The organism is Bacteroides sp. 519 (genome assembly GCF_010500955.1).
Classification (GTDB): Bacteria; Bacteroidota; Bacteroidia; order Bacteroidales; family Bacteroidaceae; genus Bacteroides.
In genome coordinates this window covers 11,800-29,559 of sequence record NZ_QVMJ01000005.1, presented here as the reverse complement: position 1 = coordinate 29,559, position 17,760 = coordinate 11,800, and the positions used below count along the sequence as shown (strand labels likewise).

At 39.7% G+C, this 17,760-nt stretch carries 11 protein-coding genes; 8 read left to right on the top strand and 3 right to left on the bottom strand.

Annotation, left to right across the window (positions count from 1 at the left end):
* Positions 1-146 precede the first annotated feature (146 nt).
* Positions 147-2,231, bottom strand: a complete 2,085-nt coding sequence (locus tag D0T85_RS06470) for a BT4734/BF3469 family protein (protein ID WP_163211437.1) — start codon at positions 2,229-2,231, stop codon at positions 147-149.
* Between the two features lie 666 nt (positions 2,232-2,897).
* Between D0T85_RS06470 and D0T85_RS06465 the strand changes: the two genes are divergently transcribed.
* The 7 genes from D0T85_RS06465 (at position 2,898) to D0T85_RS06435 (ending at position 9,762) form a co-directional block, all read left to right on the top strand.
* A complete protein-coding gene (locus tag D0T85_RS06465) occupies positions 2,898-3,149 on the top strand; it encodes a hypothetical protein (protein WP_163211435.1) in 252 nt (83 codons plus the stop codon).
* A 10-nt stretch (positions 3,150-3,159) separates the two neighbouring features.
* The gene (locus D0T85_RS06460; protein ID WP_163211433.1) at positions 3,160-4,692 is read left to right on the top strand and encodes a TonB-dependent receptor domain-containing protein; all 1,533 of its coding nucleotides are present in this window, start codon (positions 3,160-3,162) and stop codon (positions 4,690-4,692) included.
* A gap of 22 nt (positions 4,693-4,714) precedes the next feature.
* A complete protein-coding gene (locus tag D0T85_RS06455) occupies positions 4,715-6,649 on the top strand; it encodes a RagB/SusD family nutrient uptake outer membrane protein (protein ID WP_163211431.1) in 1,935 nt (644 codons plus the stop codon).
* 152 nt (positions 6,650-6,801) lie between these two features.
* Positions 6,802-8,040: a glycoside hydrolase family 88 protein gene (locus D0T85_RS06450; protein ID WP_163211429.1), complete on the top strand. Its 1,239-nt coding sequence runs from the start codon at positions 6,802-6,804 to the stop codon at positions 8,038-8,040.
* A 160-nt stretch (positions 8,041-8,200) separates the two neighbouring features.
* Positions 8,201-8,836 carry an AAA family ATPase gene (locus tag D0T85_RS06445; RefSeq protein WP_163211427.1) on the top strand — a complete coding sequence of 212 codons (636 nt, stop codon included), beginning with the start codon at positions 8,201-8,203 and terminating at the stop codon, positions 8,834-8,836.
* A 74-nt stretch (positions 8,837-8,910) separates the two neighbouring features.
* Positions 8,911-9,435 (top strand): hypothetical protein, encoded by a 525-nt coding sequence (locus tag D0T85_RS06440; protein WP_163211426.1) that lies wholly within the window; start codon positions 8,911-8,913, stop codon positions 9,433-9,435.
* Positions 9,436-9,438: 3 nt separating this feature from the next.
* On the top strand, positions 9,439-9,762 hold the full coding sequence (locus D0T85_RS06435; protein ID WP_163211424.1) for a helix-turn-helix transcriptional regulator: 324 nt from the start codon (positions 9,439-9,441) through the stop codon (positions 9,760-9,762).
* Between the two features lie 248 nt (positions 9,763-10,010).
* Here the strand turns inward: D0T85_RS06435 and ltrA are convergent, their stop codons facing one another.
* Positions 10,011-11,186, bottom strand: a complete 1,176-nt coding sequence (ltrA, locus tag D0T85_RS06430; RefSeq protein WP_163211422.1) for a group II intron reverse transcriptase/maturase — start codon at positions 11,184-11,186, stop codon at positions 10,011-10,013.
* Positions 11,186-13,003 (bottom strand): SusC/RagA family TonB-linked outer membrane protein, encoded by a 1,818-nt coding sequence (locus tag D0T85_RS06425; RefSeq protein ID WP_239060656.1) that lies wholly within the window; start codon positions 13,001-13,003, stop codon positions 11,186-11,188. Before D0T85_RS06425 ends, ltrA begins: the two co-directional genes overlap by 1 nt.
* A gap of 504 nt (positions 13,004-13,507) precedes the next feature.
* On the opposite strand from D0T85_RS06425, the gene D0T85_RS06420 reads away from it, so the two are divergent.
* Positions 13,508-17,524 (top strand): hybrid sensor histidine kinase/response regulator transcription factor, encoded by a 4,017-nt coding sequence (locus D0T85_RS06420; protein WP_163211420.1) that lies wholly within the window; start codon positions 13,508-13,510, stop codon positions 17,522-17,524.
* Positions 17,525-17,760: the final 236 nt, after the last annotated feature.

Here is a 17,760-nt window from a genome sequence, read left to right as displayed (position 1 = left end):
AATGTTTTTTCGTCATTTTGCTGTCACTGCTATCACTAACCCATGCAACATATTAATAATCAAACAATTAAATCAGTGCTAGATGCAGTGATAGTAAAATACATCTACCACTGCTATCACTAAATAACATCATGCTATTTTAATCTTTACTCCTGATTATCAGTCACTTTATAAACCGTGCCCTTACTTAACCGACGGTTGACGAATTTGTTTCTTAGCGAACGTCCCAATGTAATCGCAGCCGTTTTGCTACATTTAAAACCTGTATTCTTACTCCGGATGCGCTCCAACATTTCCCCACAAGTGAGCTCCTCGAACGGTTCGTCTCCAACCGGCGAACGGAAATAAGCCAGTAAAATCTCCTCCTCGGGCAATGTACGCACAAACCGCTGATTGCAACTAGTAATATAGGCCTCTTCCTCGTGGCTGAACCAATAATGTTCCCCATTGCGGATGGCATGTACCGCCTGTGCATACAACTGCTTGTAATCAATTGGCTGAGAATAATCAATAATCCCCTCAACCTCCACACAAATAAAACGGCGACTGCCTGTAGGGTCCGATAACAAATCAAAATTGTTACTCGTAGCAATAAATGTAGCATACCGGCGAATAGCATCCGTGGTACCCGCATACGGCAAGCGGGTTTGCACCACCGCCTTTTGAAGAATATGTTTCATAAAACCCTGATACGAAGGACTTATGGAATCGAACTCGTCCATATTGATAAGCGCAAACCGTCCCAATGCCTGCTCAACAGTGCGGCGGTTGCTGAAATCAATACTGTCCGTATAATAATCGCGTAACTCCGGAGGCAGAATGTTCAAACAAAAAGTAGATTTACCACAACCCTGATCGCCCACCAGCAACGGCAGTGTGCTGTTGGCATGCCGGTTGTCTACCCGTTGCCAATGCGCAACCATGGACAAGAACCAGGTATAAAACAAGTCTGCCCAACGGGGATTATTGCATCTTACCGTATTTGCAAGTATGCGGATGCGGTCTTTACCATCCCAATGGGGCAATGCAAACAAGTACTCTTCAATGGGGTTGTACACTGGTATGCGGTCCGAATGCAGGTAACGCTTCACGTCTGCATCCCATGCGCTGATACCTTCGGCTGTGGCATTCAGTGAAATACTGTTCATGGCCTCCTTGGTAAGCGGGCGAAAGTCGAAGTAGAACGATTTCAGCTCACGGTACTCCACCATTCCTTTTATTGTATTTCGCCTGAACTGGTACCTGCGTTCCATAAAATCGTCCAACTGTGCAACCAGTGTCATGGATGATGTTATGCAAGGTTTGCCGCCGAACTTTTTGGCAAGAGAGTAAACGGCCCGGAAGTTGGCCCTGATATGTATTTCGTATTTCCTGAAGTCGCGGTGAAGCAATGTCCATTTCACTGCCTCTTCTTCCGGTATGCCCGACTGGTAACAGTTTTCGGCCAATTTGGTGAGAAATGGTTTTAACTCGTCTTTCTCCCAGTCTATACCATCTATCATATTGAGGGCATCGTACAACGAAGTATCAAACAATGTCGATATAATCTCGTTCCGTTCGTATCCCGGTATCAGCCTTAACAAAGGGTCTTTTATGGCCTGTTGTACCTCACGGTATGTAGGTTCGGCCGGTGTGCGAACCGGTTGCTCCATGCGTATGGGCGTTGCGTGCGGGTTATAGTATAAATCCGGATCGTAAGAAAGCCTGCATCCACGGTCCAAATCAGGCTTTTTCAGTTCTATTTCCCTCTTTATCTGGGGCTGATACCATTTTACGGCTTCGCGGTAGGCTTGCGCATGAAACATTTTAATCAGTTCATAATCCCTAGGCAAACTACCGTCGGGCAATGAAAAGGGGATGATTATTTTTACGCTTCTCCCGCTCGAACCTACAAAAGCCAATAAGGTTTGTGGAAATGTGGATGCCACATCGCGCCACTGCACTGCCTCTTTTATTCCGGTAAGTTTAGTTATTTCTAGCATAACAAGTCCGTTGTAGGTAACCAGTTCCTGTTCACTTCCTTTCTTTTTAAATACTCCGCTAAACACCAATGCAGGTAGTTTGTCGGCATAATCACTACGTTTTCCACCTGAATTGTATATCAGGTTGTTTCTCAAAGCGGTTACAGGTTTCGCTTTTGTTTCGGTTTGCAGGTTTTTTAGTACTGTTTCCAGTTCCAATACCCGTTGTGTTTGGGTTTCGTTAGTCTTTCGGTAGGTGGTTATTTGCATTAGGTTTTGTTTTGATTCCTATAAGATTTTGTTTGGTAATACCCGGGTGTTAATATTGTGTACACCCGGGTGTACGTGGCTTGCACACCCGGGTGTACATGGTCTGTACATCCGGGTGTACATAGATTGTACACCCGGGTGTTACAAAGTCGATGCTAGTGGCAAATTTAAAGAAATCTATAGGGATAGGCAAGGAAAACAATAAGAATAATATAGTGAATGAATAGGATTGGAGTGATAAGCACTCAGGATATTGCAATTTACTTAAGTGATTGTTAGTTAGTGATTTAGTGGTATAATAAAGAATTTACTTGCGATTTTTTTAGTGATAGCAGTGGTAGAGTGTGCCGTGAGAAAGTGTTGTTTTGTATTCAACCTTTCGCAACTATGAACAAGATGAGGGATTTGTCCCCTCGGAATCGCCTTGCAGGAGGAGGTTCCAAACCGGTGTATGCTGCTTTGTTTAATAGACTTGGTAGTGAGCGATACATTAAAAGGCGGTTTCTAATCGTCAGGTATTATGTAAGGAGATGACCGCAAGGAAACCATCATTGAAGCGTCGAAAAGCTGTAAAAACAATGTCAAAACCAAGGGATTCTACCATCCTTGGGATAAGTGTAAGATGCACCTGTTTACTGCTTACACGGCATTCGGCGTTAAGATGGCATGACCTTACATGTGGCTTGTTTATGGAACACGGGAAGCAATCATGAGATGCAAAAGGAGCCTATCAAGGGGAAGCCCCCCAAGATACTGAGTACTGATGCTCATGGTTGTGGCGGACTGCTTCGTAGTAGTGTTGAAGTACCTGTAATGGGTATGGAGCGAAGGGAGCAGCTTATCTGTGTATTAATTGTTAAACAACTTTCTTTTAGAAAGGAGGACTTAATGAAAGGGACGTTTAAACTACGCTTATAAACAACGTTACTTGTTCGAAGCCAACTTCCGTCGTGACGGTTCGTCGCGTTTCGGACCCGACTATCGTTGGGGTACATTCCCTTCGTTCTCGGCAGCATGGCGTATAAGCGAAGAACCATTTATGGAAAATATGAAAGATGTATTTTCTAATTTAAAGTTACGTGCTTCATGGGGTAAACTGGGTAACACAACATCTGGTTACTACGAATGGCAAGCTGCATACGGAGGAGTAAATTATTCATTCAATGGTAATACCAGCGACGGTTTGTATCAAAAGAAAATAGCTAATCCTATTTTGCATTGGGAAGCCGTTACATCAAGCAACGTTGCTATCGAAGCCGGATTCCTCAACAATCGTTTAACACTGGAAGCCGACCTCTACCAACGTACTACCAAAGGTATTTTGGCATCACCATCGGTTTATTTAACAATGGGTACTGTTGCTGCACCTACAACCAACACATCTGATATGCGTAACCGCGGATTGGATTTAACAATAGGTTGGAACGATAGAATAAAAGATTTCCAATATAGCGTAAGCGCCAACTTCACTTACAACCACAATGCCATTGTAAAATATCAAGGCAAGTATAAAGAAGGATGGGAAACTGATGCTAGTGGTAACAAAGTATGGGTAAGTAACCGAGGAGAAACTGCTGATTATTCGGGCACTACAATACGTGTAGAAGATCATAAGTTCGACGAATACTATATGTGGGAACGCCACAAGGGTAATGGAAATATTTATTTGGCCGACGGAAAAACCCCTGACCCCAAAGGTGGTCCACGCGATGGTATGATTCGTACAAAAGCCGATTTGGATTGGGTAAAAGCTATGATCGAATACACCGATGCGAATGGAAATAAAGTATATAACTTTAATAATCAAAGTGTTGGACAAAACTCGGGACTATGGTATGGAGAATGTGTGTATGCCGACGTAAACGGTGATGGTATGTATGGTACAAACGATAACGACCGTGTGTTTACTGGTAAATCATCAACACCTAAATATTCGTATGGTATAAACCTATCGGCTAGCTGGAAAAACTTCGATATCAATATGACATGGGCAGGTAATGCAGGCATGTACTATCACATTTACGAACGTGGTTTTAATAGTATGAGTAGCTCTAGTTGGCAAGAAGGAACAATCATAGCCCGCAATGCCCGCGACATTTATTACTATTGCGATCCCAAAGAGTCTCTGTTGAATCCTGATTATGACCCAGCTACCGACCCTAAAGCAAATATAAATGCAGCTTACATGCGTATTGGTAATGTAGGATCGGCACACCGCAACAATACATCCGAGTTGTATAATGCTTCTTACATCAAGCTTAAAACACTACAAATTGGTTATACACTACCAAAAGCATGGACATCGAAAGCGCAAATTAAAAACTTACGCATCTTTGTTTCAGCCGAAAACTTGTTAACTATTACAAATTATCCTGGTGTTGATCCTGAAATTGGTGGTAGTGGATTTACTTCTTATCCTATTCCTAGAATCTTTTCGGGTGGTATTAATTTAACATTCTAATCAGTACATAAAGATTATAGACATGAAAAAAATAATATATTTACTTCTTGTAGCACTCTGCACAATGCAATCGTGCGATATATTGGATACTGCACCATACGATCAGGTAGCATCCAGCAACATGTGGACAAACGCATCTCTAACCAATCAAGGTGTTGCAGGTGTATATGCGGCTATGCGTAAATGGGGAGTATATGGGTCTGCCAGTTACCAACTTAATGTAATTCCTTTCGAATGTTTGGGAATGACAGGCGAAGCATACCGCTCTATTCCTTATCTGAATGGTACAGCAGGAGCAGGAGATACCTTCTTCTCGACTATGTGGAAAACATTATACGAAGGTGTACACCGTGCTAACGATGGTATCTACAACCTGTCGGAACCCGGTGGTGGTGGAGTAGATGAAGAAACACGCACCCGATTGCTTGCCGAATGTAAATTTCTTCGGGCATATTATTACATGCGTTTAAATGAGTTATACGGACGCTATGGATTTGGTGTACCACTCTATACAGAGCCTATTAAATCGGTAGACGAATGTGTGAAATCGCAATCGCCCGAAAACGAAATATGGGCACAAATAGTAGCCGATTTAACCGATTGTATAAACGAGCCTAACCTTCCTAACCGTTATAAAGAAACCGGACGAGTATCGAAAGGGGCTGCTTATGCATTACGTGGTAGAGCATACCTGATGCAAGGGGCCAAATATAACTACAACAATGCTACAGGTAAAGTAGAAGGAACCAGCATTGATAAGGACCTGTTGAAAAAAGCATCCGACGACTTTGCAAAAGTGCAAGGATGTGGTTACGATCTTTTCCAAGGTGGATACAGAGAACTGTTTACCGAAGCCAACGAAGGATGTATTGAAATGATTTTCTCGGTGCAAAACATTTCAAAACCCGGATATGGATCGTCTATGCAGCTTAGAGGCGGTACACGTTCGGCAGGCGACCGCACAGGTGGAACCGGTTGGTCGCAATACAGTGCATCACCTGCTATTGTTGACTTGTATGAATACAAAGATGGTACTCCTTTTAATTGGGAAGATGTTATTCCGGAATTCTTTGAAACACCCGAAAAAGAACGTTTGGTATATTTCCTACGTGACAAAGAAGCCGATGGAAAACAATTTGTAAGCGATAAAATGGCGACAGCAATAGACAAAAAAATACCCGAAGCAACGAAAGACAGATACTTACCTGAGGGTAATGAGGCACGCTTGCAAAAAGCATGGACAAACCGCGATCCACGTTTCCATTATAACCTTATTGTTCCTTATGGCGAAGTATTCTTGGGTACAGATGCCGACCAAAACAAACAAGGAAATACTACCCCTGTACCTTATATATTCCGCTGGCCGGTTGGCGCAACAAATCAATCGGTTGCAGCACAAAAAGGCTTGGGTGTTGAATCGCCCTACGACTTAAGACAAGACGGAACAGCCGAGGCCGAATTTGCTTATCGTCATCGTAAATTCATTATGGAAGTATATGATTGTGAGTACATTGAAAACAGTCCTATTGATGAACCGATTCTTCGTTATGCTTACGTATTACTGATGTGGGCCGAAGCACTTGCACAACAAGATGATTTAATTGGGGCTGCCGAAAAAGTTAATTTAATAAGAGCACGTACAAGTGTTGAAATGCCTGCATACACTTTTGCCAATAAAGAAGATGCCATTAAGAAGATCAGAGATGAATCTCGCCGTGAACTTGTAAACGAAGGAGTAAACTTCTACGAAGAACTGCGTTGGGGAACACTGCGCGAAACCAAATTCTCACCTTATATGGGTTACACTCCTGCAGCTCATACATGTAATGGTATGCAAAGTAGTGGTAATGGTAAAGTAGCATGGTCTACAACAAATGATTATAGTATCTGGCCTGTTCCAAGTGTTGAAATTGAAAAGAATCCTGCTTTAAAGAAAACACCAGGTTGGATTTACTAATAAAGGGTATAAGTTATTATTAAGGATTTTTTCTCTATGATTAAAACGTAAAAAGATTGTACCCACCATGAAGGCGTCTGATGAAGACGCCTTCATTTTCCTCTCTAAAGAGAAACTAATTGAACATGCCAAACAACTTAAATACATTTTAAATGAAAGCAGGATATAAAATTTTGATATGGGTATTAGCAATTACTCTGCTACAAGCCTGTGATGGCAATAACGACAAAGATCTTTTTATAAAAGACAATACCGAATTTGCCGTTGCCCAAACCAGATTGATGTTGGCTGGAATAGGTGAACCTACAGGAAAAAATTATCCACGTACCATGAACGATAACGGGCAACTGGTTGTTACCAGCAAATACGACTGGACACCTGGTTTCTTCCCCGGTAATTTATGGTATATATACGAACTTACTGGCGATAAAGAATGGGAAAAGTATGCCGAACAATGGACACATTCTTTGGAATCGCTGCAAACATTTACCGGTCATCACGATCTGGGTTTTATGATGTATTGTAGTTATGGCAATGCCTTACGCCTTGCACCACGCCCCGAATACAAGGATATTATAATAAGAAGTGCAGAGTCGTTATCGTCTCGTTACGACGAACGTACCAAATCAATAAAATCATGGAATTACCGCAAAGCATGGAATGATACTGTTGAATGGTTTTATCCTGTAATTGTAGATAACATGATGAATCTGGAAATGTTGTTTGCTGCTTCAAAATTATCGGGCAATAAAAAGTTTTATGATATTGCTGTTACTCATGCCAACTCAACCATTAAAAACCATATCAGAGAGGATTACGGCACTTATCATGTGGTTGATTACGATACAATAACAGGTGCGGTTAAAAACCAGGCAACTTGTCAGGGATACAGTGACAACTCAACATGGGCACGCGGACAGGCATGGATTATTTATGGTTTTACCATGATGTATCGCGAAACAAACAACCCACAATATTTGGATGTAGCAATAAAAACAGCCGATTTCTATTTAAAGAACCTTCCCGAAGATCTTATTCCTGTATGGGACTTTAATGTAGGACAAAATGGGTACAAACCCGAAGGTAAATCATATGCAGTTGAATTCAAAGAAAAACTGAAAGATGCTTCGGCAGCAGCTATAACTTGTTCGGCACTATTTGAACTGGGACACATATCACAAACACAGAAATATATCGATCTGGCTACTCAAATGCTATATACACTGGCTTCGGCACAGTATCGTGCTGAACTGGGAACAAATGTAAACTTCATAATTAAGCATTGCGTGGGTAGTATTCCACATCACAACGAAATAGATAAACCACTGGTTTATGCCGATTATTATTTTTTAGAGGCACTGGTTAGATACAGAAAGTTTAATGGTTTTTAGACACGGATGACGCGGATTGCACGGATTTTAATACACGGATTAATCTCTATAATAATATCCGTGTTATTAAATCCGTGCAATCCGCGTCATCTGTGTCTAATTTTTGTCTTAAATCAATTTTTTATTTTAAATTTGTGACAGACTAATATCATACACTGTCATGAATAACAATTTTGTAATCAACATAGGCCGCCAATTAGGTAGCGGCGGAAAAGAAATTGGTGAGAAACTAGCCAACCGTTTAGGTATTTCTTTTTACGACAAAGAATTGATTAACCTTGCTTCCAAAGAAAGCGGACTTTGTGAGGAATTCTTTGAAAAAGCCGACGAGAAACCTTCGCAAACCATAATCGGAGGATTCTTTGGTAACAGGTTTTCTTTGTTTACCGACAATACCATGCCTTATGCCAACTACCTGAGCAACGATACATTGTTTAAGATACAAAGCGATGTGATAAGAAAACTGGCAGCCGAAAAGTCCTGCTTATTTGTTGGCCGTTGTGCCGACTATATTCTTAGGGATAATCCACGAACAGTAAATATCTTTGTTTCTTCTTCGCTGGAAGACCGCATAAGAAGGGTTTCGGCCAACAACCAGATTTCGAAAAGCGAAGCCGAAGACCTGATAAACCGAACAGACAAAAAACGATCCGAATACTACAACTATTACAGCTACAAAACATGGGGAATGGCTGCGACTTATCATTTATGTATTGACTCTTCGATTTTAGGTATAGATGAAACGGTGTTGTTTATCGAAGAGTTTGCGCGGAAGAAGCTGGGTTTGAAGTATTAAACCACAGTGAAATACAACTTATAAGTTGTGTTTTTAAAATCTATTCCTTATATTTGTATCACAAAGCATCAATCATGAATATAAATAGAATAACAGAGGATGGCCGTTTATGGGCCATACAATATCCAGAACAAGATTCAGATGAATTAACAAGACTATTTAATGATTGGAATAATCCTTTAGTGCTATATGAATTCTTTAAAGAGAATTGGGATGATGCAGCTTATTTTAAAATATCTTCTATTCAAGAAGCAATTGATATAACAATAGATGAAAGTGAAATACTGGAAAAAATAGTATTGGACATCGAGCCAGATGCCGACTTGGACTCTATTTTTCAACGTTTAAGCCATTATCAACACGAATTATTTTTAGAGAAGTCTAAAGGCAAAATGAATAAATCCTGGTTAAGATTATATGCGATAAAATTAACAACAGGAATATACATTATCACTGGCGGTGCAATAAAATTAACCGCTACTATGGAAGAACGGGAACATACACGCCAGGAACTTGTTAAATTAGAAAAAGTTCGCAATTTCCTTAAAGATAATGGAATTGTCGATGAAGATGGATTTTTCGATTATATAAATGAATAGATTATGAAAGAAAGAGATGAACAAATAGCAAGATTAGAACGGTTTCAATCAGATACTCCATCAAAATGGAGGGAAGAAGCCGAGTTCAGGGCAGCTAATCGCGAATGGATACGTGAGTCTCAAAAGATAGCAACTATGATGCTCACTAAAATGGATGCAATGGGATTAAGGCAAACTGACTTAGCCCAAATGATGGGTGTATCACAGCAATATATAAGTCGTATATTGAAAGGAAAAGAAAATCTAACATTGAATACCATCATTAAAATTGAAGAAATTCTGCATATTACTATATTATCCCCCTCGCATCCAGCGAGGATTGAATGAAATCAGAGTCAATGAGGATACCCTTACCATTAATTCAGCATCTCCTCAGAAAATGTTTTTTCGCGATTTTGCTATCACTGCTATCACTAACCCTTTTAATAAAGTGAAAATCAATTGATTATACTAGTGATAGATGCAGTGATAGTAAAATATAGTCGAGTAGACGTAGGCATCTCAGCCTACGTCTCTCCCAGAACCGTACTTGAAAGTCTCCCCTCATACGGCTCTTCTTATCCAACCTTATGTTGCTAACTGGGAACAGCACCCCATTTCCAATGATAAAACAGGTGCTTATCCCGCTTACTTACACCCTCCAGCCATTTGATTGCAGCTACCTTCCTACCTTTGAAACGTTTGAACTTTCTACTTACCCAAACGGCCAATCTTATGTTCAGATGACCTAGATACGTTTTCAACTCAGTGGGATAGAATTTACCATAATAATTTATCCAACCTTTAACTACAGGGTTGATAAAATCAGCTATGACTTCAATATTGCAGTGGGTATACCTATGAAGTTTCCAGCTACGGATAACATCAGACATATGCTTCTTACTTGTCTTTCCCACAGCAGGAAGATAGCCAGTGAAGACTTTCCCATGTTTGTCTACTGCACGACGAGGCTTGAACTCATAACCAAGAAACGTAAAACTAATGTGTTCATGGTTATTTCTGCGACGATTATCCTTACAATAAACAATCTGAGTCTTATCAAGATTTAAGGATAAGTTACACTTACTTAAACGCGCACTGACACCATCAAGCAACCATTCTGCTTCTGCTTTGCTTCGACAATGGCAGACTATATCATCAGCGTACCTTTCGAAAGGAATTTTGCTTTGATTAAGTTCCATCCACTTATCAAAAACATAGTGCAGAAACAAATTTGATAAAATGGGGCCGATCACACTACCCTGTGGTACTCCTCGGCTGCGCTCTATCAAGCTGCCATCCGCACGCATGTAAGGTACTTTTAACCAACGACGGATATATAACAAGCACCAACTATCTTTAACATGACGTTCCAAAGCTTTCATTAAAAGGTCATGGTCTATCGTGTCAAAGAATTTGCTGATGTCCATGTCCAGTACCCAATCGTAGCGAAAGCAACGCTCACGCGTTTTGCTGATGGCATCGTGAGCACTTCTACCCGGACGGTAACGTTCCAGTTCAGGATTGAGAACCAACACAACGGCCATTTGAGCAATACGATCGCCAACAGTAGGTATACCTAAGGAGCGAACACCGCCACCTTTCTTAGGAATATCAACCAGTTTAACGGCAGGAGGAAAGTAACTACCGGAACTCATACGATTCCAAATCTTATAGAGACTGTTTTGGTAGTCTTTCTTAAAATCCTCCAAAGTAACATTGTCGATGCCGCTGTTACCACCATTGGCCTTAACATGTTCATAAGCACTCATCAGTAAATGACGAGAAATTTCATAAGGTTTTGTCCAAAGTAAGAAACAACAGCATAATCCTGTTCGGCAGTTCCACCCAGTACCGGATCCAATAAGTCGAGAGCCGAAGTGAAATCGGGCAAACTAAGGTCGAGTATTCCTGTACGTTTAGCACTGAATCCTTTTACATTCCAGTAATATCTTTCGGCACCAAGTAACACTGTAAAATCATGATCACCGAATGTTTTCATGTAATTAAGTGTTGCGGTTGCTGTGTTATTCCAGTAACGTGTGGTTGAGCGTGTGGTTGTAGCAGTTTCGCTGTTTTTACCTAATGTTATTTCGCCTGTACGGAAGTTCTGCTTATCAACTTTCTTATCGTAAATAGCAGTTTCATTGATTGTTGTTTGATAGTTATATCGCAAATCGGCAGTAAGGCCTTCGATAACCTTAATACCTGCATACCATGTAGTATTCAAGCGTAGTTGATCGTAATGACCTCCTGTACTTACTACTGTAGCCAACAAGTTGTTTGGCGACGAGTTATCAACAGCTACTCCATACATACCATTGTGTTTAGGAGTCATAGCTGGTGTGTTCTGGAACATGTATGTAAAGCTGGTATTACCTGGTTCTCTTTTTTGGAACTGTGCGTATGTTTGTGTACCAACTTTTAAATACTTGCTAATTCTGGTTTCTAGGTTTACACGGCCCGAATAGCTTTCGTTTCCTGTGTTTTCCAGTGTTCCTGGATTATCCTGATAGCCTAACGATAAAAGGTAGTTTGTATTTTCGCTACCACCTACAATCGATAGATTGTGTTTTTGCGATGTGCTTGGCAAAAAGAGATGATCTACCCACTGTGTGTTTGGATAAGCCAGATAATTAGGCACTCCGTAAGGGTTATCAGTGCTATTAGGATCTTTCTTTTCAGCGGCGCGCCATTCATCAATATCATCTGAAGTATATTTGGTTGCTGCATCCCACTTTAGGTTTGTACTCCAGCGGTTAGCCATTTCCATGTACTCGGCATAGCTATCTTCAAAACGGAAAGCCTTACCACTCATTCGCATGTTCGACACCAAACCAGTATAGGTAATTTTAGGTGCTTCGTCTTTCTTTCCTTTTTTGGTTGTAATTAATACCACACCATTGGCTCCTCTCGATCCGTAAATAGCAGCACTGGCAGCATCTTTCAAAAACGAAATAGACTCTACATCTTCACTGTTAACCGAACTCATGGTTGCTTCCGATCCGTCTACAATAATCAATGGTGAAAGATAACTACTGCTAAATGTACCAATACCACGGATACGGATGTTAGCTTCGTCATCTCCCGGTTTTCCCGAACCTTGTCTAACGGTTACCCCCGAGGCTAGCCCAGCAAGCGATGAAGAAAGGTTAGTTGTTGCACGGCTTTCCAGTTTGCCCGATTGAACAGTAGAAACGGCACCTGTAACATTCACTTTTTTCTGTATACCATAACCTACTACTACAACTTCGTCGAGCATTTCACTGTCTTCTTTCAGAACAACATTAATAGTGGTACGGTTGCCTACCTGTACCTCCTGGGTAACGTATCCAATATAAGATACTTCCAGAATGGCATTTTGATTGGGAACTGTGAGTGTGTATTCTCCATCAAGATTGGTTATAGTTCCATTGCTGGTTCCTTTTACTATAACATTTACTCCTACTAGTGGTCCTGTAGATTCAGAAACAATACCTTTAATGGTAATTGATTGGTTTTGTGCCATCACCAATGTCGATGATAACAGAGCCATCAACACAAAAAGGTGTTTCAATAGATTTAGATTTCTTTTTCGCGTAAATTTCATAATTATTCTTTTAGTTAACAAAAAAATATAATTGAATTCATGGGGACTTTTCCCCTTGGATGCCAAGTTCTAAGTGAACTAAGTATTATTACATTTAGTACATCAATAATAGGTTTTTTGTTAATTATAATTTGTAACTTTTTCCATCGAAATTCTTCGAAATACATCTACAAATCATAAAACAATCAAAAAACAATCAGGTTTTATTACCCTTTCTTTCTATTATAATTTCTTTTTCGTCGTTTGGATACTTAGTTCACTTAGAACTTAGCAAGAAAATTGAAGATTTCTTCATTTAAGGTGCTTTTCTATTCTGCCATTGTTTTATTTATTATAGAGAGTTAAACATTAAGGTAATTATTGTATCGATGTTGCAAAAGTAATGGGCAGATTCCATATAACGGGTCCTTTTTGTACCGATTTAGGGTGAAAATTGTACCTACTTGCACAAAACAATATATTAAATATTATATTTGCCCACACAATTACACCACTTTAAATCTCATGAAACGTATTTTTTTACATCTACTACTATTTGTATTTGCACAATTGTCTTATGCCAATAATGTGTACTTTCATCATTTGGGTAATAAAGATAATTTGCCGCAACTTAATATTTATTCCATTTATCAGGATGAAACCGGAGCTATGTGGTTTGGAACCGTTGAGGGTTTATGCCGATATAATGGAACCGGAACACAAGTATTTACAGCAAAAGAAGAAGAAGGATTAACACAAAACACCATTCATACTATTTATGGTAATAAGAAGGGAAGCTTGTATCTGAATGCCGGAGGTGATTTGGTTAAATACAACCTTGTTAACGAGCAATTTGAATGTATTAAAAGGGGGGGACTCAAGGAAATAACATATAGAGAAGGAGTTTTGTGGTTTGCTACCAATTATGATGTTTTTCAATACCGTGAAGAAGAAGAGCAGATATTTCAGTACACAACAATAGAAAGAAACCTGGGGGCGATTACTGCATTAACTGTTACCAACGAAAACCATGTATGGATAGGACGGATGTCCGGACTTACAATTGCAACATCCAGTAATCCGCAGGAACACAAAAATGTACTCAAAAATGTGCATGTACGGTTTATTTTTGTCGACAGTAAAAACTATGTTTGGGTAACCACAAACGATCATGGATTGTACAAACTCGACCTGGCCGGAAATGTTATTGCCCATTATGTGCACCAATCTGGTAAGAACTCTCTATCGAGCAATCAGGTACGTACCATTCTCGAAGACGATTTTGGCCGGTTGTGGATAGGTACCTATTTTGGTTTGAACTACTTCGACCCGGAAACAGAAATATGGTGTAATTATGTGCACGACGCCAACCGGCCGCATAGCCTGAGCCACTCGTCGGTATTTGCTTTGTATAAAGATATACAAGGAACACTTTGGGTAGGTACTTATTTTGGGGGTGTTAATTACTTTAATCCACAAACAGATATTTTTCATTTTTATAATGCTGCCTCGCAAGGAACAAATAGTTTGAGTTTTCCTTTTGTAGGTAATATGGTTGAAGACCGCCACGGAAAGCTATGGATATGTATCGAAGGTGGAGGGTTAAATTGTTTGGACTTATCTACACGAGAGTTTTCACACTATCTTTACGAAGGCCCCAAACCCGAATTGGCATTGAACTACAATTTGAAAAGTATATGGTATCATAAAGAAAAAGACAGGCTGTTTCTAGGCGTGCACAATGGAGGCTTGGGAATATTTGATATACCTACTAAAAAGTTCAGGCTGCTAAACGAAACCACCCAAAGTGCATTAGCTGCCAACTCGGTACGAGGGCTTCAGTACTATAAAGGTGATCTTATTTTTTTGAATGCTTCGGGGTTACACAAGCTTGATCTTGCAACAGAAAAGATATATCCCATTGGTAACGATACACTTACACAAATGGTAAACAGTAGTTTTATCTATCATTTTTATATCGACAGCCGGGATAGATTGTGGCTGGCTTCTTATGGAATGCAGTGCATTGATCTTAAAACCGGAAAAAGAGAATTTTTTCAATACGAAAAGGATAAACCGGGAACCATAGGGAAATTTAAAATTACTGCTATTTGCGAAACCAAAAACGGTGATTTGTTTTTTGGAACAGCCGGATCGGGTGTGTTTAAATACAACCCTGATGCCGGTACTTTTGAAAACTATACAGAAGACAATAAGAAAGTTATCAGCAACTTCTGTTATCATATATTCGAAACAAACGAAAACAATTTAGTATTGCTGCATAATAATGGTATGGCTATTTTCGATCCGGTTAAAGGTAGCAGTATCTATAAATCGCCCGATAACTTTCCGGTGACTAGCTTTTTTGATGGAAATACCTCTTACATTACCACTTCGAACGAACTGTTTGTTGGTGGAACTAATGGATTGGTTTCTTTTTCCGAATCAAAGTTGATGAATCTTGAATCATTAGTGTATTCTCTTTATTTCGATAAGCTGCACCTTAACGGCAAACGGGTGGTGCCAAACGATGAAACAAAAATCTTAACCAAAGCACTTCCTTTTTGCGATAAAATAAAACTCAAACATAACCAGAATAGTATATCGGTGCAGTTTGCATCTTCCAATTACTCGCAAAATGCCATGCATAATTACGAGTATAAACTCGATGGATTCGATAAAGACTGGAATTTACTGGCAACCAATACAATTGTATATACAAACCTTAATCCGGGAGATTATAAACTAACTGTTCGCGAGGTACAACCCGAAAGCGATAAGGCCAAGTCGCACTCGCTTTATATATCCATAAGCACTCCTTTTTATAAAAGCACTGTTGCTTACATGGTTTACCTGTTGCTAGTTGCTGCGGCAATAGCAGGTACCATCCGTTTCTTTGTGTGGCGTTCTAAATTAAAACTAGCTGTTGAACTTGAACGTAGCGAAAAAGAGCAGAACGAAAAAATGAACCAAATGAAACTGAGGTTCTTCACAAACATATCGCACGAACTACGCACACCATTAACCCTTATTATAGCTCAAACAGAATATATATTGCAAAACGGAAAAACCGATACCAACATACAACAAAGAAACCGGAAGATACTAAGAAATGCCGAACATATGTACGAGCTGATTTCGGAGTTGCTGTACTTCCGTAAACTAGAGCAAGGGTTTTATAAATTAAAAGTTAGGCAAACAGGCATTGTTTTGTATACAAAAGAATTATACGAGTCTTTTCAGGATTATGCTTACAAACGTAATATTCGGTACAACTTTGTGCATCCCAACAAGGAAATCAATGTGTATATAGATCCCGCCCAATTTGGTAAGGCCATCTATAACCTGTTATCGAATGCCTTTAAATATACATCGAACGGGGGAGAGATTACAATAAGAATTCAACAGGATACCAATTGTGTACTCATTCAGGTAGAAGATAACGGTATTGGAATACCATCCGACAAACTGGCCGAGATATTTGTACGTTTTTATCAGGTAGAATACCGAACATCGGGCTTTAGTTTAGGTACAGGGATAGGTTTGGCGTTAACCAAAGAGATTGTTGAAAGCCATCATGGTGAGATAACAGTGCATAGTACTGTTAACAAAGGGAGCCTTTTTGAAATTAAGCTGCCATTAGGAAGTGCTCATTTCCTGGAAGAAGAACTTGTTAATGATGCACAGGTGTCGTGGCAAACATACGAGAAAAAAACACAAGAAGAGGAAACAGAACATCCGGCTGATAGTGTGCAGGTTTCGGACAACGAATTGTTTGAGTTTTCAATACTTATTGTTGAAGACAATGAAGAATTGCTTGAGTTGTTGAAAGATGCTTTTTCGAAAAAATACAAAGTATATACAGCTTTGAATGGAAAAGAGGGATTGGAAAAAGTACTGGACCTACAACCCAGCATTGTGTTGAGTGATGTAATGATGCCCGAAATGTCGGGCAAAGAGATGTGTTATAAGATTAAGAATAACATTAATCTGGCACATATCCCTGTTGTGTTGCTTACAGCCCAGAACTCTGTTGACCAAACAATCGAAGGTTATATGTTTGGGGCCGATGATTATGTAACCAAACCCTTTAATATGGATATACTGATTACCCGTTGTAACAGTATTATAAAAAATAGGCAACTGCTGTACAGAAACATAGCAAAACCGGATAATTCTGTTATTAGCTTTGATATTCAAACAGGGGTCGACAAGGAATTAATTGATAGGGCCACTGCAATTATTAAAGAAAATTTTGAGAATCCGGAATTCGATATGGACATGTTGGCTACAAAATTAGGTTTGGGTAGAAACAAGTTATACACAAAAATTAAAGACATAACCAACCTTACCCCTAATGAATTTACGCTCAATTTAAAATTGCAGGAGTCTGTTAATCTGCTCGAACACCATAAACACCTTAATGTGGCCGACATAGCTGTACAACTGGGATTTTCGACCAAATACTTTAGCCGGTGCTTTAAAACCTTCTATGGGGTAACGCCTATGCAATGGCGTAAGGATAAGTTTGGTGATAATTAAGTTGTGCCACAAGCATGGCACAGTTGTTATGACTGATTTAGGTAATTTCTTTCGTTGTATACTCAAAAGTTTCACTATATTTATCCTTGAAACATAATAAAGCAATAATAGTATAAAACATAGTGTTGTATAAAAGCGCATACATCTCAGGGAATCCCTTTGGGATTCAATTTGAATAACCCCCAGTGAAGCGAAGCGACTGGGGGTAGATAAATCACTCACTCGCATGGGAACCC